Here is a 16790-nt window from a genome sequence, read left to right as displayed (position 1 = left end):
GATCAGCGCGGCGGTGGCCTGCACTGCACCGAGAAGCCTGCGTCCCCCGCGACCGTGCGGGAAGTGGCATTTACGGACTCTTGATGCCCCGGGCGGGGATCTTTACCCGTCCCTGACGGGGCGATCCGCGGCCCGTCCCTGACGGGGCGATCCGCGGACGCGCCGGCGCTCGCGCGGCTGCCCGTGCCGACGCCGCTGCGGCAACTCTCGCGCGGCGTGTTCTCTCGCCGAGTGGTCACATCTGACCGGTTCTGGGTCAGGTCACCTGGGAGAACGTGATCGCATATGACCACACGGCGGCACCTCTACTCGCGATCGGAGTCGATCGATGCTCTCGCCATGATGATCAAGACGGTCATTCCACAGCCCAGGGACGTGAGCAGTACAGCTGCCGCCGTCGCTACACCTCCGTTACCCAAGTAGATTCCCGCGATCACGAACGACAACGCAACGAGAGTGCGGACACCCCGCGACGACAGCGCCTCCAGCGTCTCTGCGATGTACTTTCCCACCGGCCCGGGCCTCGTCGGCGACGTGGCGTTACCCCGCCGCGGGCATCGGCGGGGCCGGGGCATGGGTCACGCCGCTGTGGCCGGTGCGCAGGTACTCGACCACGGCGTCGTCGACGATCGTGTTCCCCTTGGCCACCTGCCCGTGATCGCCGCCCTCGACCGTGAGCACGTGCGCTCCCATGCGCTCGGCCAGCGCCAGCGCCCCGTGATAGGGCGTCTGCGGATCCCCCAGCGAGTTGATGAGCAGCGGTGCCGTGGCCAGGCCCGCGTTGTGGACCGCGACGGGCGTGGTGACCGGAGCGGCGCCGGCGCAGGCGGCCCCGGAACTGTAGGTCAGGCCGATGGCATCGAAGATGTCCCCGGTCACGAACTGCGTCCACAGGAACCCGGGGTAGTCGAGCGGCCGCGGGGCAACGCGGTTCTCATTGCACAGGACGGCGGACTGCATGTTGAGTGCAACCACAGCCTCCTCCGGGAGCTCCGGCATCTGCGGGTTCTGCGGCCCGACGGGCGTGCCGTCACGCAGGGCCTCCGCGATCACCGGCCACCCCGAGCTCTGCGGAGCCAGTCCGCGGGTCGCGCCGAGCATCGGCGACAGCGCCTGCACCGCGCCGGGAGTGCGGAGCTGGGCGAACAGCCCCTCGATCTGCACCCGCAGCGGGCCGGTGAGCGTGACCCCGTCGACGTACTGCTGCGCGAGCGCCCGCCACTCGGGCGGCACGTCGCCGACCCGCGCCGGGGGAGGGGCGAGGGTCGGGGTGGTGCCGGACTCGGCCATCACCCGCTGCGACCAGCTCCCGTACACCTTGAGTGGGGTATCGCCCAGCCCGTACACGGCGTCGTTGGCGGCGATCCAGTCGAACATCGCCATCACCCGACGCTTGTAGGGCTCGGTCTGCTCGCGCAGCACGTCGTTCCACATCCAGTCCGGGTGCGCTGCCGAATCCAGCACGACCTTGTCCGTGTGCTGCGGGAAGAGCGTCGCGTAGGTCGACCCGAGCAGCGTGCCGTAGGACAGGCCGTGGATGGAGATGCGCTCCTGGCCGAGCGCGCGCCGGACCTCCTCCCAGTCGCGCGCGGTGTTCTCGGTGGTGAGGTGGCGCCAGTAGTCGCCGCTGGCCTGCTCGCACGACGCCCGGTGCGCGCCGCCCAAGTTGGTGGCGATCATCAACTGGTCGGCGCCATCCATCGGCGCGCAGTGGAGCGGGCCGGCGTGCGCCAGTCCTCGCGGTTGGACGCCGATGAGGTCCCACTCGTCCCGCAGGGCGTCGGGCCAGGTGAACAGCTCGTTGTCGTCGAAATAAGTCAGTGAATCCCCGCCCGGCCCGCCCGCGTTGCCGAACAGCACCCCCCGCGCTGCCGCCGGGTTGCGTGCCGGCAGCTTGGACACCGTCACGTCGATGCGGTCGCCGCCCGGAACCGCGTAGTCCACCGGGACGCTCACGCTCGTGCAGACCGCCGACGGGGTCGTGACGGTCTCGGGGCACGGTCCCCACGCGAGCGCCGTGGGTGCAGTGGGCGCAGCGGGCGCAGCCTGGGCGGTCGGTGCGGCAGCGGTGCCGGACTGGGCGACGACGACGAGCCCCGCAGTCGCGAGAGTGGCCGCCACGGCCGCGGCCACCGGGCGGCGGGATCGGAGACGAGAGGGCGCCGGGACGGGGGTGTTCATGCTGTGCACTCTGTCACGTCGCTCGCGCCCGGAGGGGTCGAATGTGGCCGTCGTCGTCCCGTCAGTGGGCCGCGTCACCTCAGCAGCGGCGCAGCAGGGTTGCGTGGACTCGAGGGCGGTGTCCTACCGGCCCGCCGTTCCGGCCAGCTGAGTCCGAACAACCTCCCCCGAGAGTCGCAACACCATGAGCAGGACCACCGTCGAGGTCGGTGGAGTAGCTGGGGTCCGGGTCCGGGTCCGGGTCCGGGTCCGGGTCCGGGTCCGGGTCCGGGTCCGGGTCCGGGTCCGGCGGGAGGGAGTCGGCCATGCCCCACATCGGCACGAGCACGGCCCGGCGTGCCCTCGGGTGTGACGGCGCGGCAAGAGTTCGATCGGCCCCGCGTAGCAGGACTGGGTGGACGTCCTCGCCACCGGTGCGCGTTGGGCCCCAGCGCCTCGGCGTAGCACCCCACGCTGGCGCCTCGTCGTGAGTGCGGTCTCGGGGGAGAAGCGTGGTCTCGACCAGCGTCCAGCTTTTCTCACAGGCCTCTGGCCTCTCCACAAGGGGGTGGCGGCACAGCCGCTCGCCGGGACCCGAAGCGTGCCCGGTGCGCAACAGTTCCCCCCATGACTCCCGCACCCGGTGGCCCTCGACGTCGCGGCGATCTGCTGGCGGCCCACGGCACGCACCGGGTGACCAACGGATATCGCAGAGCGCACCACGGGATATGGGAACCGGCAACCACCGTCTCCACGCCGGTCACTCGGTTGGCCTCGGCGACACTGGCCTGCCCAGGCGGCGTGGCCACGGGGTGGTTGGCCGCCGCGGTCCACGGCCATCCGTGGGCGCCGGCCGCGTATCCGATCGAGCTGGCCGTCGGCAGAAAGCGGGTGCGCCGCGAGGGGATCGTCGCCCGACGGTACGAGATCCCGGAGGATCAGGTCGAGAGCATCCTCGACGCCGACGGCGCCCCGCTTCGTGTGGCCAGCGCGGAGTGGGCGTTGTTCGACCTGGCTCTGTATTCGCCGAGGGCCGAGGCGTTGATCGCACTGGACGGTGCGTCACGGATGGGGCCGGGCCACGACATCCGACGATCTCTACCGACGCTGCTCAGCAGGCATCCGGGGTTGCGGGGGCGACGGATCGCGCTCGAGCGCTGTGCCCTGGTGGAGCCGATGACCGAGTCGCCCATGGAGACGCGCCTGCGGTTGTTCCTTCTCGATCTCGGGCTGACCGGTTTCCGGGTGCAGTACCGCACCCCTGGCCTACCGTACCGCCTGGACTTCGCGTTCCCAGACCGCAAGATCGCGGTGGAGTACGACGGTGCCGGCCATCGCGACGCCGTCCAGCACGGTCGGGACGTGCGCCGATGGAACCGGTTACGCGCGGCAGGCTGGACGATCATCATCGTGACGGCAACGCTCTTCTATCACCGTCCCCGCGAGCTCGCCGCCCTCCTGCGCGACGCGCTGGGCTGAGTCGGCCTCTCGACACCGGTCGCGCCCGTCCCGCCTCCGCCAGCCCAGACCCGCCCGTCCCGCCGCTGCGCTCGCCCCACCCCGCCGAGTGGTCACAAGTGCGCGTCGCTGACGCCGGCCACCCCCGCGGAGTGGTCACAAGTGCGCGTCGCTGACGCCGGCCACCCCCGCCGAGTGGTCACAAATGCGCGTCGCTGACGCCGGCCACCCCCGCCGAGTGGTCACAAATGCGCGTCGCCGGAAATGGCGAACTGGGGAAACGCGAGCGGAATCGACCACTCGGCGAGATAGGGGCTGCCGGCGCCGCGGAGCGACCCGTGCGCCCCGCCCGACGCCCAACCGCCGGGTCTGCCGCGCGCCCAACCGCCGGGTCTGCCGTGCGCCCCGCCCGACGCCCAACCGCCCGCCTGCCGTGCAATCGCCGCCGGTGGCCTCAGTGGGCCGAGGCCAGCTGCTCCGGCCGGGTCTCCAGGTAGTCCAGCGCGTGGTCGTCGTAGGTGAAGAGCAGCGCAACGGCGTTGGCGACGAGGAGCAGCCAGGCCGACCACAGCGTCGGGTCGTACACCACGGCCATCAGGGAGACGCTCGCGGCGGTCGTCAGCAGGGCGCGACTCCGGCGCTCACCGGCACGCAGTCTCGGGGCCGTCGTGACCTGCACGACCAAGGCGGCGAACAAGACGGTCGCGAGCGCCCACCCGGTCCAGCCGGGTCCGCCGGCGCCACTCAGGCCCACACCGGCCCCGCCAGCGGTCACCTCGTCGCCCCACAGCCCCGAGACCAGCGACAATGCGTCGGTCGCGCTGATCACGCCGGCGATGGTGATCGTGGTGAACAGGCCGCAGAACACCCAGATCCACGATGCGATCGAGACGGACAGCGGTCTGTTCACGAGAGAACCCTTTCGGTGGGGTGTCGCGCCGGTGTGACGCGAGCCTGGTGAATTAGCTCCTATCCTCTGACGGAGCCGCCAGGTCCCGATAGAGTGCGGCACACCTGATTTTTGCTGCGCCGCAGCGGAGCTCGTGCCCCTGACACCCAGGTGGCCCCGATTTCCCGGGTGGATCCGGGTACGCATGATTCCCGGACGCGGACGTGGTGCCCGGCATCCCGCTGTGGCCGGACTGGAGGTGGGACTGGTGCCGGCGTGGAAGAACGATCGCTCGGTGCTGCGTGCGGACACCGTGGCCCGCGCGGTCGCGATGTGCGTCGACACCCGGCGCGGTGTGCTGGTGGTGGGGCCGCCGGGCGTGGGTGCCAGCCGCTGTGCCGTCGACATCGCCGCCGGGCTGCGCGCTGCCGGGGTCCGGGTGGCTGTGTGGGACGACCTCGACCGGGCCGACACGCCACGCGCGCTGCCCGACGGCGCGGTGGTGGTGGCCTCTGCTCGGGTGGGTGCGCCGCTACCGCCGTGGTGCCGCGACGAGGTGGCCTACCGCACCACCCGACTGACGCTACGGAATCTCACCCGCACCGGGTCGGAGGCGGCGGTCGCAGCGGCCGTGGGGGTCCCCTTGTCGGCGCGGCTGGTCGAGGCGTTGTGGACCTGCTCTCACGGCAATCTCACCGCCCTGCGCGCCACCTACGACGACCTCGCGACCCGCAAGCTGAACCTATTGATGCGTGGTCGCCTGACGCTGACGGTGGACCCGGCCACCGCGGTCATGGATGTGGCCGTGGACCCGCAGCGGTGGCTCGGAGGCAGCGCATCCGGTGCCGGTGGCGTGGACCCCCTGACCGACGCCCTGACGACGGTCGCTCTCGCTCGCCGCATCAGCGTCCCGGACCTCGAGAACCTGCATGGTTGCGAGGTGGTCAGCGAGTTGATGGCCCGTGCGCTCGTGGTGGAGGGTCAGCAGGACGGCGCCCGGGTGCTCGCCGTGCAGCCCCCTGTTCTGGCCGCCGCTCTCCGCGACGCCGCGGATCATCGCCGTCGGCGGGAGACCTACGACGCCGTCCTCGCGCTTCCGGGCATCGTCCAGCCGGACCCGAATGTCGTGCTGTGGGCTCTGACCAACCTGCCCGCCGGTACCGCTGCCGGCACCGGGCCGCCCGCCGCCCGCTCCGTGGTGTTGGGCGCCCCTGCAGTTCAGGGCGCCCGTGTGGACGCGTCCGCAGCCCTGGCCGCGGCCCGTGCCGCATTCGAGGCCAACGACTACCGCACCGGCGTGGGGTTGTCCCAGGCGGCGAGGCGCGCGGGGCTGGTGATGACGCCGCTGCAGCAGGCCGAGTTCGACCTGGTCGCGGGCTCGTGCCTGCGGTGGGCCGACAGGGTGCACGAGGCGGCCGAGATGTTCGAGCGGTCACTGGAGTGTCTGCGGGCCTCGGCGGTCCACGGTGGCGACGACGACCCGGGTGGGCCCGACTTCACCAGGGTGCTGCTCGACAACGTGGCGGCCCGGGCGGATCTCGCGCACTACCGCGATCGGAGCCCGGAGAACGCGCTGTTGCTGATCGAGTCGGCCCATGGATTCCTGGTGCCGGGCGACCCCGGGCACTCGGTTCTGGACGCGTTGACCGTGGTGCACCTCTGCTATGCGGGACGGTACCGCGAGGCGGCCCGGGCCTACACCGCACTCTGCGAGCCTCCGTCCGATGCAGATGCAGGTACAACTGCAGATTCCGCGGTCGGCGATCCGAAGCCCCACGCCGACCCCCTCCATCCCGTCTCGATGCCACCGGATGCGCTGCGCCCCGCACCGCTGTCGGCCGAGTGGGAGAGAAGACTCGACGCACTCCATGCCATCGCGCTGGACGCCCTCGGGCAGTCCGACGCCGCGCTGGCCGTCCTGCGGCGGTTGGCCCGCCGGACGCGGACGATGGATTCCCACGCATGGGCGTCGGAGGAGTATCTCGCCTCGTTGTTGTACGTGGTCCTGCACGGGTTCGGAGTCACGGCCCTGCAGGCGGAGATCGCGCCCTTCATCGCGGTCGAGCAGGACGACTCCGTCCGCCTGGGCCCGGGCCTGCGCCGGGTCGCCGACGCCGAGATCGCGCTGGCCGCCGGGGACCTGTCGGCGGCGGTGGCCGCCGCGTCCGATGCGATCGACACCATCGAGGTGGACGGCCCCGAGGAGTACCTGTCGCGCGCGCTGTCCCTGTGCGCGCTGATCGCGGCCCTGTCCGGTCGAACCGCCACCGCGAAGGAGAAGCTGCGGCGCCTGCGTGGGATCCGCGAGTACACCAATTCTCCGCTCGGGCCGGAGATCCGCGGAGCCGAGGCCGGGGTGCTGTACTGCTTCGGTCACAGCGAGGAGGCCCGCGAGATCGTCCGCTCGCTCATCGACGAGGGGCAGTTGGGGTCCGCCACGCGGGCCGCCATGGCCGGGGTGCTGTCCGCCGATCGCGAGAGCTGCCAGCTGGTGTCCGAGCTGGAGGTCACCGGCGATCTTCCGGTGCTGGTGCGTGACATCGCCGCCGACTCCCTTGCCAAGAACCCCCGGCGACTTCTCGACGACGCCCACCGTGCCCGGGAATGCGGTCTGCACATGGTGTCCGTGGCGGTCGCCGACCGCGTGCGCCACCTCGCCACTCCGGGTTCGCAGCACCACATCCAGGCCGAGCGGATGATCGCCACCTCCGAGATCGGTGGATCGGCGAGCGGTCTGCCCGGTCCGGGAGGCGCTGCCACCAGAATCCCTCAGGGCGTGTCTCTGACCCGTCGCGAATCCCAGATCGCCACTCTCGTGGGTCAGGGGCTGACCAACGCCGAGATCGCGGCCGAGCTCCACCTGTCCAAGCGGACCGTGGAGGGACACCTCAACCGGATCTACACCAAGACCGGCACCCGGCTGCGAGGGTGAACGAGCCACGGCGAGGGGGTGGGGGCATGCGTCGGCCACCGGGCGGGCGTGGGCTGGCCGGCCCGGGACACGGCGTCCCGGCCACCTTCTGCGAGGCGCCCGCGGCTTATATCGTGGAGACCTATTTCGTCCTCCGGATGGTCATCGCCGCCGGCGCCCTGGTGCTCCCGGCTGTTCTCCTGCTGTGGGTGGCCCTTGACCCCGCGGTGGCGATGAGGGGCTCGCTCAGCGCCTTCTACTACTCGCCGGCGCGCAGCGTCTTCGTGGGGATCCTCGTGGCGATAGGCGTCGCGCTGGTGGCCTACCGCGGCTACACCCGGGGAGAGAACGCACTGCTCAACGCGGCCGGGGTCCTCTCGATCGTGGTGGCGCTGGTCCCGACGTCGGACACCTCTCTGCCCGGGCCCACCGTCGCGGGGTCGGTCCACGCTGTGGCCGCGGTCGGGTTCTTCGCGCTGGCCGCGCTGTCGATCTTCTTCTACGGACAGGAGACCCTCTCATCGCTCAGCGATCGACACGTGCGGCGACGGTATCGCGTGACCTACCGGATCCTGGCCGTCCTGGTCGTGGCGTTCCCGGCTGCGGCGGTGGTCGTCGCGTGGGCGGTGGGGCCGTCGGTGGCCCTGTTCGCCGGTGAAGCCGCGGCGCTGTACGCATTCGCCGGGTTCTGGCTGGTCAAGACGTACGAGCTCGCCCGGTCTCAGGTGCACAGACGAATCGTGTGACGCCCATCTAGGCGATCGTGCGGCGGTAGGTGACCATGGCGAAGGTGTAGGCGACGATGAGGATGCCGACGCACCAGGCGATCGCGATCCAGAGGTCGGTGCCGACCGGTTGCTGCGCGAACAGGTCGCGGATGGCATTGACGATGTAGGTCACCGGCTGGTGTTCGGCGAAGGCGCGCACCGGGCCGGGCATGGTGTCGGTGGGGACGAATGCCGAGCTGATGAACGGGAGGAAGATCAGCGGGTAGGAGAACGCACCCGCCCCGTCCGGCGTGGTGGCGGAGAGCCCGGCGATGACCGCGAGCCACGTCAACGCCAGGGTGAACAGGAGCAGGATGCCGACGACACCGAACCACGCCAACGGCCCTGCCGGTGAGCGGAACCCCATGAGCAGGGCGACGCCCACGACGACCGCCAGCGAGATCAGAGTGGCGAACAGCGAGGTCAGCACGTGTCCCCACAGCACGGCTGAGCGCGCGATCGGTAGGGACTGGAGTCGTTCGACGATTCCGCCCTTCATATCCAGGAACAACCGGTACGCGGTGTAGGCGATCCCCGAGGCGATGGTGATGAGGAGGATCCCGGGCAGCAGGTAGTTCACGTACGACCCCGAATCCGGGCCCGTGTCGATCGCGCCGCCGAATACGTAGACGAACAACAGCAGGAAGGCGACCGGCGTGATGACGGTCGTGATGATGGTGTCCAGGCTGCGGGTGACGTGGCGCAGGGACCGCCCCAGAAGGACGGCGGTGTCGCCGAGGAAGTGCGTGTTCATCGCTGGTCCCTACTCGTGGCACTGTCCGTGTGGTCCGCGTCGTCCTCGCCGATGAGGGCCAGGAAGACGTCTTCGAGGGTCGGCTGTTTCTCCACGTACTCGACCTGTGCGGGCGGGAGCAGCCGCTTGAGCTCGGCGAGGGTGCCGTTGACGATGATCCGACCCTTGTGGAGGATCGCGATGCGATCGGCGAGTTGTTCGGCCTCCTCCAGATACTGCGTGGTGAGCAGTACCGTCGTCCCGCCGTCGGCCAGTTCTCTGACCGCCTGCCACACCTCGATGCGGGCCCGGGGGTCGAGCCCGGTGGTCGGCTCGTCGAGAAAGATCACCGGTGGGCTCCCGATGAGGCTCATGGCGATGTCGAGACGGCGACGCATCCCACCCGAGTACGTCGACACCTTCCGCGTGGCCGCGGCGGTCAGCGAGAAGCGCTCGAGGAGATCATCCGCGATCGTGCCCGGGTCGTCGAGGTGGCGAAGCCTGGCGATGAGGACGAGGTTCTCCCGCCCGGTGAGGATCTCGTCGACGGCGGCGAACTGTCCGGTGAGACTGAAGCGCTCTCGCACCTCCGAAGCCTGTGCGGCGACGTCGAGGCCGTCGACAACGGCCGTTCCCGCGTCGGCCTCGAGCAGGGTTGCGAGGATTCTCACGACTGTGGTCTTGCCGGCGCCGTTGGAGCCGAGCAGTGCGAAGATGCTGCCCCGTGCCACATCGAAGTCCACGCCGCGCAACACGGGCAGGTCCTTGTACGACTTCTCCAGACCGTGGACACGGATCGCGTGAAGGGGCGGCGCGGTCATGAGAGGGCCCCCTCATCCCCTCCGGAATCGCCGGCCGCGGCGTCGACGGCCTCGGTCAGGCGCCGGCGCTCTTTGTCGATCCACTCCTTGCCGGAGTACGAGCGGGCGAATGTCTCCGCGAACTCCACCGGGTCGTCCCCGACGACGGCGCGCACGGGAGTGCCGTCGACCGCGGCTCGCTCCCACATGTCGGCGTGGTCGCCGATCATCGCGATGAGCGTGTCGCCGTCGGTGAATCCTCCGTAGTAGAGGAAGTACCGGTTGAGCGCCTTGGCGGCGCTGCCGTACGGCTCGGGGAGAGCGTCGACCCGCGCCATGTGGCGCTTGTACTGCTTCTTCTGATCCAGAGACCCGGTGAGGGCCTCGATCCATTTCGCGACCATGATCATCTCTCTCCTTCGCCCTGTGGGCTGTCGTTGTGGTGACGGAGCTGGTCTATGCGTTCCACGAGGAAGTCCCAGGTCTTCCAGAATTCGTCGAGGTTCCCGCGCCCCCGGGCGTTGAGCGAATACACCTTCCGGGGCGGGCCCTTCTCGGAGGGGACCTTCTCCACGTCCACGAGGCCGCGCTGCTCGATCCTCACCAGGAGCGCGTACACGGTGCCCTCGGCGATGTCGGCGAAACCGTGGCCCCGGAGCCACGCGGTGATCTCGTACCCGTACGCGGGCCGGTCGGACAGGATCGCCAGGACGATGCCCTCCAGCGTTCCCTTGAGCATCTCGGTGGCCTGCTTGCCCATGGGACGTCCCCCAACTACTAAGTGACAATGACTACTGGTACATAGTAACGCAGAATAGCGGCAGCGCAAGACCGCGACCACCGTGCAGGTGCCCGAGCGCCAGCCGGTTCCTCACACCGCCGGGCTACAGTCGGGTCACCCCCCGGCGTCGATGTAGAGGGAGCCCCCCGCCCATGACGAACCTCGTCTTTCTCCCCGGCCTCCACGGCGACGCGCAGTCGTGGGACCCGACCCTCCGAGCCCTGCCGGAGAGCTGGGCCACCACGGCCCTGGACCTGCCGGCCGTGCCCGACCTCGACGCGCTCGTCGACGAGACCGCCCGGCTGATCGCCTCCGGGAGCGTCGTCGTCGGACATTCCCTCGGCGGCGTGGTGGCCATGCACCTCGCGGAGAGGCACCCGTCCCTCCTGGCCGGACTCGTCCTGGTCACCGCGCCCGTGGGCACAGAGGATCCGGATGCCGCAGCAGCGCGCGCGGCCCGAGCGGCGGACCTGAGCCCGGAGGAGTACGAGGAGATCGCCCTCGACGGCATGGAGGCGGTGTACTTCGGCGACCGCGGCCACGACCCGCAGGTGCGGGCCGAGCGACTCCGCGCGGCGCGGGGATACGGGCCGGCGCGGTTCGCCGCGCACTCGGTGGCCCTGGGCGCGCGCCCGGACCGCAGCGCTTTACCCGCGCAGGCGCCCTGCCCGGTCCTGATCGTCGGGGCGTCGCACGATGAGGTGGTGCCCACCGAGGAGCAGCGGCGGTGGGCCGAATCGAACGGTGCCAAATCGATCGGGGCCGAATCGATCGGTACCGCGTCAGACGGTGCAGGCGCGGGCGGGGTGACGTATGTGGAGATCCCGGAGACCGGGCACATGCTGCCGGCGGAGAAGCCGGAGGAACTAGCCGCGGTGGTGGCCGACTGGTGGCGTCGCACCGGGGCCGCGCTCGGCTAGACGCGATGCCCACGTAGGTCGTCGCGCCCGGTCCACCCGCGGAACACGCCTACTTCCCCTCGATCACCCCTCGCCGTCACCGCCCGGTGGGTCTACAGTTTTCCTCAGAAGGCGGGGTGGTCGTCGATGACTTCTCGGAATCGACCGTTGTGGCAGAGATCCGTCGCGCCGGGGGACGTGGCGAATCGTGCGTTGCGGGAACTCGACGACCAGGTCTTCTCAGATGTCGTTCTGCGGGAAGTGCACCGCCGCAGCGCATTCGGCCGGGTCGCCGGGCAGATCGACAGAGCCGTGAGGACGGTCCGGCCCCCGGACGTCGGCCCTCGCCGGGGACCCGAGACGCCGCGTTTGGCTGAGAGTGCCGCCGCCGCCCGCCGTGCCCGTGCCGTCGCGGTCGCTGTCTCGCGGGGGAGCGCGACGCAGGTGCCTGTGATGTGCTCGGTCGAAGCGGCCGAGGTCCTCGTGCGGCGCGGGGTGCTGTCCGAATCCACCGCCTCCGCCGACGCACTGCGGACCTTCGCGCGAGACGGTCGGCTCATCGCGCTGCGCGGCGACCGGAGATGGGTGTACCCCCGATTCCAGATGGACCACGTCGATCCGCGCGATCCGGACAACATCATCTGCGCGATCAACCGGCTGCTGGACGCTCGTCGCTTTCCGGAAGCCGCACTCTCCTGGTGGACCCTGCCGTCGATCGCCCTACCCGACCGGCGCCCACCCATGAGTCTCCTGGGGGTCGACCACGACGCGCTGCGGCAGCTGGCGACCGACTACGCGTCCGGAGAGTGGACCGAACAGAACGCGTGAGTCCGGGACGCCCGAGCGCCCCGTCGGTCTTCTCCCTCCTCGGATCTGAGTCACGGTGTGGCGAACACGATGCCGCATTCCCATCCGGTCCGATCTCGCCACCGAATAAGAAGATGAGAAAAATTTGGCCCTTCGGGATCCGGCGGGGTCGGACCGTCGCACGCGCCGGACCCTCTGCCGCAGAACCGGACACGCTGTCCTACGAGCGCGCCTGGGCGGACTACGTCGAATGGTCCGGCCTGAACGAGGAGCGGCTCCCGGAGGGGCCGCAGGACAGCGGGTAGGCGACAACGGGCGCCCGAGCTCAGCGATTCGGGTTGGTGGCCGCCCCGTCGAGCCAGAGCATGTCGGTCGCGTCAGCGTGCGAACCGGTGGAGCCCACGTGCTTCGAGCTGATCTGCGGTCCCTTGGTGATCACATGGACGAGCGCCATGCCGTGGCCGCGGCCGAGGCCGTAGTCGTTCTTCAGCCACTCCAGTATCGGCCCGGCCTTGGTCCCGGGACCGAAACCGCGGTCGGTGGCCTGGTTCACGAGTTGCCGCGGCGTGAGCCCGGTCTTGGTCTCGATGGTGTCGAGGTATGCCTGGAAGGACACTGGTTTCTCCTCTGATCTACTGGCGTGATCGACTGGCGGACGCGGCCTCGGCTCGTAGAGGCGTAGGACACCAGTGTCCGCCCGCGGCGCGCGGCTGTAGGCGGGATTCGCAATTCACCGTGCGCCTCTCGTCGTCGTCGATCAGGCCGTCCCGCCGGTCCCGCCCCGCCTCACCCGTTCGACCGCACCCGTCCGATCTCGGCACGTGCCCCCTCGACGTCCCGGCCCGCGGCGATCGCCGCGGCCAGGGCCCGCACCGAGGTGAGCACGTGCCTGCCCTGCCGGCGACCGTGCGGGACGCTGCGGAGGTAGCGTCGCCGGGCTCCGCGGTCCCCGACCACCGCGGCGACCTCGGGCTCGGTGAGGACCCCCTGATCCACCTCGGGGGCCAGGACGGCTCGCAGCCACTGCCGTTGCACCCGCGAGGCGCGCCGGGCGATTACGCGCACCAACACGATCGCGACCACGATCACCACCCCCAGCACGAGCGAGGCGTACGCGGTGCTGCCGAACACGGAGTTGCCGATGGCGTCGGCGGCGTCCCAGAGACAGTGGAAGGTCATGGCGGCGAGCATCAGCCCGGCTCCGAGGGCGCGGTTGCGCTCGGCGCGGGGCCGGCCGAGGAACCACACGAGCCCCGCGCAGAACAACGCCGAGAACAGGGTGTGCGACACGATCCCCAGGCCGCTGCGGATCAGGATCGTCTGGACCGCCGACTCGATCTGCTCGGAGCCGAAGTTCGCGGCGGAGGTCTGCGCGGCGTAGAGCATGTCCTCGGCCACCTGGAACCCCAGGCCCGTGAAGGCGCCGATCATGAACCCGTCGTAGGGGCTGCGCACCAGGTGGGAGGCCAGCCCGAGGATCAGGACCAGTGCGGTGGCCTTGGCGAACTCCTCGATGACGGGCGCGGCGAACGCGGCGCCCCACGCCGTCGACCAGGCGGTACCGAAGAGCTTGCCGTACAGCGAGAGCAGGGCGTCGTTGGCGTGGACGGCCATCCAGAACGTGCCGGCGGTGCCACCCCACACGAAGACCGTGGCCAGCATCGTCACGGACCGCGGGATGGAGCGGTCATGGAGTCGCAGGAACAGCCACCATGCCCCGCCGTAGATCGCGAAGGCGACGGCTCCCACAGCGACCGCGACCGGGTAGAGCCTGGCGGCCTGCGAGGCGATCTGAACCAGGCTCACCACCCCGGCGGCGATGCCCAGGAGCAGCACCCAGAACGCCGGGTTGCGCGGCTGCCACAGCCGGAAACCCTGACCCCATCCTGACTCCTCGAGCGCACGGTCCCGGGCGGCGAGGAGGTCCGGATCGGGGGCGGTGTCGCTGCTCGCCGAGACGGTAGGTGTGCTCATCTCGGTCCTCCGTAGGTCAGGCTGCGCAGCGCCGCCTCGATCTCGGTGGCGTCGGCGGTGGACTGGCCGGGCTGGGATCGGGCGGCGAAGGTGATGGCGGTGGGGGCGGAGTCGGACTCGTGGTCCCAGCGCCCGCCGGCAGCCGGGCCGGAGCCGGACGGCAGGACGAACGCGGCCAGGACGCCGTCCCCTGACGTGGAGGTGAACGGCTCGCTGGTGCCGACCAGGCCGCTGTCGGTCGTCACCGACTGCCGCGCACCCGACACCCGCACACCCTTCTCGTGGACCGACAGGTGCTTCTCGGCTTCCGCCAGCAGCGCGTCGACATCGCCGGCGAAGACCCCCTGGGTGGCCGAGATGGTGGTGCCCCCGTCTGTGACCGTCGCCGTGGACCCCGCGTCCAGGGGTCCACTCGCGGGCTCGTCCCCGACCCGGACCCCCTGGGTGAGGTCCCATCCGACGGGCGGGGTGAAGTGCACGCCTTTGCCCAGATCGACGACGTCGCCGGCCGCGATCGGGTCGTTCCAGGAGACCGACCTGTCGAGCCACGGCAGACCCAGTCCCCACACCAGGCCGATGGCCAGGACCACGGCCGCGGGGATCGCCTGGCTCCGGTCGAGGCCGAGAACACGGTAGTCGGAGTGGGTGCGAGAGGATTCCGGGGGGCTATCGGGAGGGGTCGTGGTGTTCACCCGTGAACATTTACACCTGCCGGCCGCGGCGCGGCGGGAATCGCGGTGAATCGGCCGGGGCGGGCGGGCGCCGACGGGAGCACCGTCCCGCCGGGCGTCGACGTCGGCGTCATCACCCCCTCGCGCACCGGGTAGGGCAGCAGCGTCGAGAACCCGCATCCGGTTCCGTCCCCCCGGTGAGGCGACCACACTGGGTCGCACAGTGCGAGGAGGATCACCATGGCCAAGTACCTGTTGCTCAAGCACTACCGGGGCGCGCCGGAGCCGCCCAACAACGTGCCCATGACCGAGTGGGCGCCCGAGGAGGTCTCCGCCCACATCCAGTACATGAACGACTTCGCCGCCCGCCTGGAGGAGTCCGGCGAGTTCGTGGCCGCCACCGCGCTGTCGGAGTCGGGGACGTGGGTGCGGTACGACGGCGAGGGCCGCCCGCCGCTCACGGATGGCCCGTTCCCCGAGACCAAAGACCTGATCGCCGGCTGGATGATCATCGACGTCGCCTCCTACGAGCGCGCCCTGGAGCTCGCGGCCGAGTTGTCCGCGGCCCCGGGTGCGGGCGGCGAGCCGATCCACGAGTGGCTGGAACTGCGGCCGTTCCTCGAGGCGCCGCCGGAGTCCGAGGGTTGACGCGGCCGGGTCGGGCCGAGTCGTTCGGGCCGGGCGGTCGCTCGGGCCGGGCTGGGTCGGGCCGGGCGGTCGCTCGGTGGTCGGGATCCCGCTCCGGGCGTACGGTGCGGGCATGACCAACCCCGAGCAGGACCCGACCCGGTCGTCCACGGAAGAGACCCTGGGGGCTCCGGTCCCCGAGATCCCCGGAGCCGGGGGCACCTCGGTGCAGCGGGACCCCGAGGACTGGGTGACCGGCGACGAGCCCATGACCGCCGCGCAGAAGAGCTACCTCGACACCCTCGCGCGCGAGGCCGGCGAGGAACTGCCCGCGACCCTGACCAAGGCGCAGGCCTCGGAGCACATCGACCGCCTGCAGAAGGGCAACCCGCGGACCTGACGCCGGCCCGCCGCGGATGAGATCATCGCGGCATGGCGAGAAACGACAAGCGGTTCGAGAAGGTCCACACCCAGAGCATGGGGTTCGGTAGCACCGTCGAGATCCTCAGGGACACCCAGACCGGGGTGTGCTATCTCTGGCGCTCGGGCGGATACGCCGGCGGACTCACCGCGCTGCTGGGCGCCGACGGCAAGCCCGTCGTGGACCCCTCGCTGTAGCCAGAGCTACCCGGGGATCCTCTGGGGGACCTGGCTGACCACCGAGGTCGAGGTGTCCCGGTCCGTGCCCGCCGAGGGCTGGGCGGATTCGCCCGTCACCGCGACCAGCGTGACCGCCAGAACCGCCACCGCGGCGAGCGCTGCGCCGACCCCCAACTCGAGGGTCGTCAACTGCATCCGCTGCCCCAGGACCTGGGGCGGCATGGTGGAGGTGGCCATGAATCTCCTCTTCCGGCTCGACGGCACATCCGCTGCTGTCGACTGCGGATGTGCTGTGGTCGCGGATGACCATAGTCCTCGATCGAGCCCGCCGGTAGAGGGGGGCCGAATCGCCGCCCTGACTCGTCGACGTCCCCGCAGCTCGCCCGGGGCGCCTCGGAGCGCTGCCGGGGCGGAACGACCGTGGGCGCACACGACCCCGGGGCGGTCACCCGTGGGGAACCGCCCCTGAGGTCGTCTTCCTCACGTCGGTCTGACCGGATTCGACCCTACGACCCCTCGACCCCCGGGCGTCTGGACAGCTCTCGCGAGACCGACTTCCGCGTGATTCCGGGCGTCGGATCGTGCAGGGCACGTCACGAGTCGCACGATTCTGGTCCCCGTCCGCTCCCCGTCCGTGATCGTGGAGCGCTGACCACCCATCGTCGCGGAGGCGTGCTTCTCCCCTCGGGAGGGAGCACCGAGAGTGGGCACAT

At 70.7% G+C, this 16790-nt stretch carries 19 protein-coding genes; 9 read left to right on the top strand and 10 right to left on the bottom strand.

Annotation, left to right across the window (positions count from 1 at the left end):
• Window positions 1–540 precede the first annotated feature (540 nt).
• The gene (locus CT688_RS13070) at window positions 541–2181 is read right to left on the bottom strand and encodes an alpha/beta hydrolase (RefSeq protein ID WP_231750337.1); all 1641 of its coding nucleotides are present in this window, start codon (window positions 2179–2181) and stop codon (window positions 541–543) included.
• Between the two features lie 606 nt (window positions 2182–2787).
• Between CT688_RS13070 and CT688_RS13060 the strand changes: the two genes are divergently transcribed.
• Window positions 2788–3639: an endonuclease domain-containing protein gene (locus tag CT688_RS13060; RefSeq protein ID WP_107757244.1), complete on the top strand. Its 852-nt coding sequence runs from the start codon at window positions 2788–2790 to the stop codon at window positions 3637–3639.
• 433 nt (window positions 3640–4072) lie between these two features.
• Here the strand turns inward: CT688_RS13060 and CT688_RS13055 are convergent, their stop codons facing one another.
• Complete coding sequence (locus tag CT688_RS13055; protein ID WP_107757243.1) at window positions 4073–4528, bottom strand: hypothetical protein; 456 nt, start codon at window positions 4526–4528, stop codon at window positions 4073–4075.
• 184 nt (window positions 4529–4712) lie between these two features.
• Between CT688_RS13055 and CT688_RS13050 the strand changes: the two genes are divergently transcribed.
• Window positions 4713–7439: a LuxR family transcriptional regulator gene (locus CT688_RS13050; protein ID WP_156607245.1), complete on the top strand. Its 2727-nt coding sequence runs from the start codon at window positions 4713–4715 to the stop codon at window positions 7437–7439.
• A gap of 26 nt (window positions 7440–7465) precedes the next feature.
• Window positions 7466–8164: a hypothetical protein gene (locus tag CT688_RS13045; RefSeq protein WP_231750336.1), complete on the top strand. Its 699-nt coding sequence runs from the start codon at window positions 7466–7468 to the stop codon at window positions 8162–8164.
• 7 nt (window positions 8165–8171) lie between these two features.
• On the opposite strand, the gene CT688_RS13040 is transcribed toward CT688_RS13045, so the two are convergent.
• From CT688_RS13040 to CT688_RS13025, 4 genes are read right to left on the bottom strand one after another with little or no spacing between them, the layout of a single operon-like run.
• Window positions 8172–8939, bottom strand: coding sequence for an ABC transporter permease (locus CT688_RS13040; protein WP_107757241.1), 768 nt, complete (start codon window positions 8937–8939; stop codon window positions 8172–8174).
• Entirely contained in the window at window positions 8936–9739 is an 804-nt protein-coding gene (locus CT688_RS13035; protein WP_107757240.1) for an ABC transporter ATP-binding protein, read from the bottom strand. The genes CT688_RS13040 and CT688_RS13035 overlap by 4 nt, the downstream gene beginning before the upstream one ends.
• Entirely contained in the window at window positions 9736–10128 is a 393-nt protein-coding gene (locus tag CT688_RS13030) for a DUF1048 domain-containing protein (protein WP_197431423.1), read from the bottom strand. The genes CT688_RS13035 and CT688_RS13030 overlap by 4 nt, the downstream gene beginning before the upstream one ends.
• On the bottom strand, window positions 10125–10478 hold the full coding sequence (locus CT688_RS13025; RefSeq protein ID WP_107757239.1) for a PadR family transcriptional regulator: 354 nt from the start codon (window positions 10476–10478) through the stop codon (window positions 10125–10127). The genes CT688_RS13030 and CT688_RS13025 overlap by 4 nt, the downstream gene beginning before the upstream one ends.
• Window positions 10479–10651: 173 nt before the next feature.
• On the opposite strand from CT688_RS13025, the gene CT688_RS13020 reads away from it, so the two are divergent.
• The 3 genes from CT688_RS13020 (at window position 10652) to CT688_RS17510 (ending at window position 12510) form a co-directional block, all read left to right on the top strand.
• Window positions 10652–11419 carry an alpha/beta fold hydrolase gene (locus tag CT688_RS13020; RefSeq protein WP_107757238.1) on the top strand — a complete coding sequence of 256 codons (768 nt, stop codon included), beginning with the start codon at window positions 10652–10654 and terminating at the stop codon, window positions 11417–11419.
• Window positions 11420–11851: 432 nt separating this feature from the next.
• The gene (locus CT688_RS17515; RefSeq protein ID WP_197431422.1) at window positions 11852–12226 is read left to right on the top strand and encodes a hypothetical protein; all 375 of its coding nucleotides are present in this window, start codon (window positions 11852–11854) and stop codon (window positions 12224–12226) included.
• Window positions 12227–12339: 113 nt separating this feature from the next.
• A complete protein-coding gene (locus CT688_RS17510) occupies window positions 12340–12510 on the top strand; it encodes a hypothetical protein (RefSeq protein ID WP_182613453.1) in 171 nt (56 codons plus the stop codon).
• A gap of 20 nt (window positions 12511–12530) precedes the next feature.
• Here CT688_RS17510 and CT688_RS13010 read toward each other — a convergent pair whose 3' ends face one another.
• From CT688_RS13010 to CT688_RS13000, 3 genes are all read right to left on the bottom strand, one after another.
• Window positions 12531–12821, bottom strand: coding sequence for a DUF4287 domain-containing protein (locus CT688_RS13010; RefSeq protein ID WP_107757236.1), 291 nt, complete (start codon window positions 12819–12821; stop codon window positions 12531–12533).
• A gap of 170 nt (window positions 12822–12991) precedes the next feature.
• A complete protein-coding gene (locus CT688_RS13005; protein ID WP_107757235.1) occupies window positions 12992–14179 on the bottom strand; it encodes a PrsW family intramembrane metalloprotease in 1188 nt (395 codons plus the stop codon).
• Window positions 14176–14871, bottom strand: a complete 696-nt coding sequence (locus CT688_RS13000) for a hypothetical protein (protein WP_107757234.1) — start codon at window positions 14869–14871, stop codon at window positions 14176–14178. The genes CT688_RS13005 and CT688_RS13000 overlap by 4 nt, the downstream gene beginning before the upstream one ends.
• A gap of 219 nt (window positions 14872–15090) precedes the next feature.
• Here CT688_RS13000 and CT688_RS12995 point away from each other — a divergent pair, with 219 nt between their 5' ends.
• From CT688_RS12995 to CT688_RS12985, 3 genes are all read left to right on the top strand, one after another.
• The gene (locus CT688_RS12995; RefSeq protein WP_107757233.1) at window positions 15091–15498 is read left to right on the top strand and encodes a YciI family protein; all 408 of its coding nucleotides are present in this window, start codon (window positions 15091–15093) and stop codon (window positions 15496–15498) included.
• A 112-nt stretch (window positions 15499–15610) separates the two neighbouring features.
• Window positions 15611–15877, top strand: coding sequence for a DUF3072 domain-containing protein (locus tag CT688_RS12990; protein WP_107758202.1), 267 nt, complete (start codon window positions 15611–15613; stop codon window positions 15875–15877).
• 32 nt (window positions 15878–15909) lie between these two features.
• A complete protein-coding gene (locus CT688_RS12985; RefSeq protein WP_107757232.1) occupies window positions 15910–16095 on the top strand; it encodes a DUF6440 family protein in 186 nt (61 codons plus the stop codon).
• Window positions 16096–16101: 6 nt separating this feature from the next.
• On the opposite strand, the gene CT688_RS12980 is transcribed toward CT688_RS12985, so the two are convergent.
• Window positions 16102–16314, bottom strand: a complete 213-nt coding sequence (locus tag CT688_RS12980) for a hypothetical protein (protein WP_107757231.1) — start codon at window positions 16312–16314, stop codon at window positions 16102–16104.
• Between the last annotated feature and the right edge of the window lie 476 nt (window positions 16315–16790).

The sequence above is a fragment of the Dietzia sp. JS16-p6b genome, assembly GCF_003052165.1.
Classification (GTDB): Bacteria; Actinomycetota; Actinomycetes; order Mycobacteriales; family Mycobacteriaceae; genus Dietzia.
Note: the sequence above shows the minus strand (reverse complement) of the source record. Positions and strands in the feature narration are given on the sequence as shown.

Excerpts from the sequence above, each read along its gene's own strand:
- CT688_RS17515 (WP_197431422.1), top strand. The coding sequence starts at position 11,852 with ATGTGCTCGGTCGAAGCGGCCGAGGTCCTCGTGCGGCGCGGGGTGCTG.
- CT688_RS13020 (WP_107757238.1), top strand. The coding sequence starts at position 10,652 with ATGACGAACCTCGTCTTTCTCCCCGGCCTCCACGGCGACGCGCAGTCG.
- CT688_RS17510 (WP_182613453.1), top strand. The coding sequence starts at position 12,340 with ATGAGAAAAATTTGGCCCTTCGGGATCCGGCGGGGTCGGACCGTCGCA.
- CT688_RS13040 (WP_107757241.1), bottom strand. The coding sequence starts at position 8,939 with ATGAACACGCACTTCCTCGGCGACACCGCCGTCCTTCTGGGGCGGTCC.
- CT688_RS12980 (WP_107757231.1), bottom strand. The coding sequence starts at position 16,314 with ATGGCCACCTCCACCATGCCGCCCCAGGTCCTGGGGCAGCGGATGCAG.
- CT688_RS13050 (WP_156607245.1), top strand. The coding sequence starts at position 4,713 with ATGATTCCCGGACGCGGACGTGGTGCCCGGCATCCCGCTGTGGCCGGA.
- CT688_RS12990 (WP_107758202.1), top strand. The coding sequence starts at position 15,611 with ATGACCAACCCCGAGCAGGACCCGACCCGGTCGTCCACGGAAGAGACC.
- CT688_RS13045 (WP_231750336.1), top strand. The coding sequence starts at position 7,466 with ATGCGTCGGCCACCGGGCGGGCGTGGGCTGGCCGGCCCGGGACACGGC.
- CT688_RS13070 (WP_231750337.1), bottom strand. The coding sequence starts at position 2,181 with ATGAACACCCCCGTCCCGGCGCCCTCTCGTCTCCGATCCCGCCGCCCG.
- CT688_RS13025 (WP_107757239.1), bottom strand. The coding sequence starts at position 10,478 with ATGGGCAAGCAGGCCACCGAGATGCTCAAGGGAACGCTGGAGGGCATC.
- CT688_RS12995 (WP_107757233.1), top strand. The coding sequence starts at position 15,091 with ATGGCCAAGTACCTGTTGCTCAAGCACTACCGGGGCGCGCCGGAGCCG.
- CT688_RS13060 (WP_107757244.1), top strand. The coding sequence starts at position 2,788 with ATGACTCCCGCACCCGGTGGCCCTCGACGTCGCGGCGATCTGCTGGCG.
- CT688_RS13005 (WP_107757235.1), bottom strand. The coding sequence starts at position 14,179 with ATGAGCACACCTACCGTCTCGGCGAGCAGCGACACCGCCCCCGATCCG.
- CT688_RS13030 (WP_197431423.1), bottom strand. The coding sequence starts at position 10,128 with ATGATCATGGTCGCGAAATGGATCGAGGCCCTCACCGGGTCTCTGGAT.
- CT688_RS12985 (WP_107757232.1), top strand. The coding sequence starts at position 15,910 with ATGGCGAGAAACGACAAGCGGTTCGAGAAGGTCCACACCCAGAGCATG.
- CT688_RS13035 (WP_107757240.1), bottom strand. The coding sequence starts at position 9,739 with ATGACCGCGCCGCCCCTTCACGCGATCCGTGTCCACGGTCTGGAGAAG.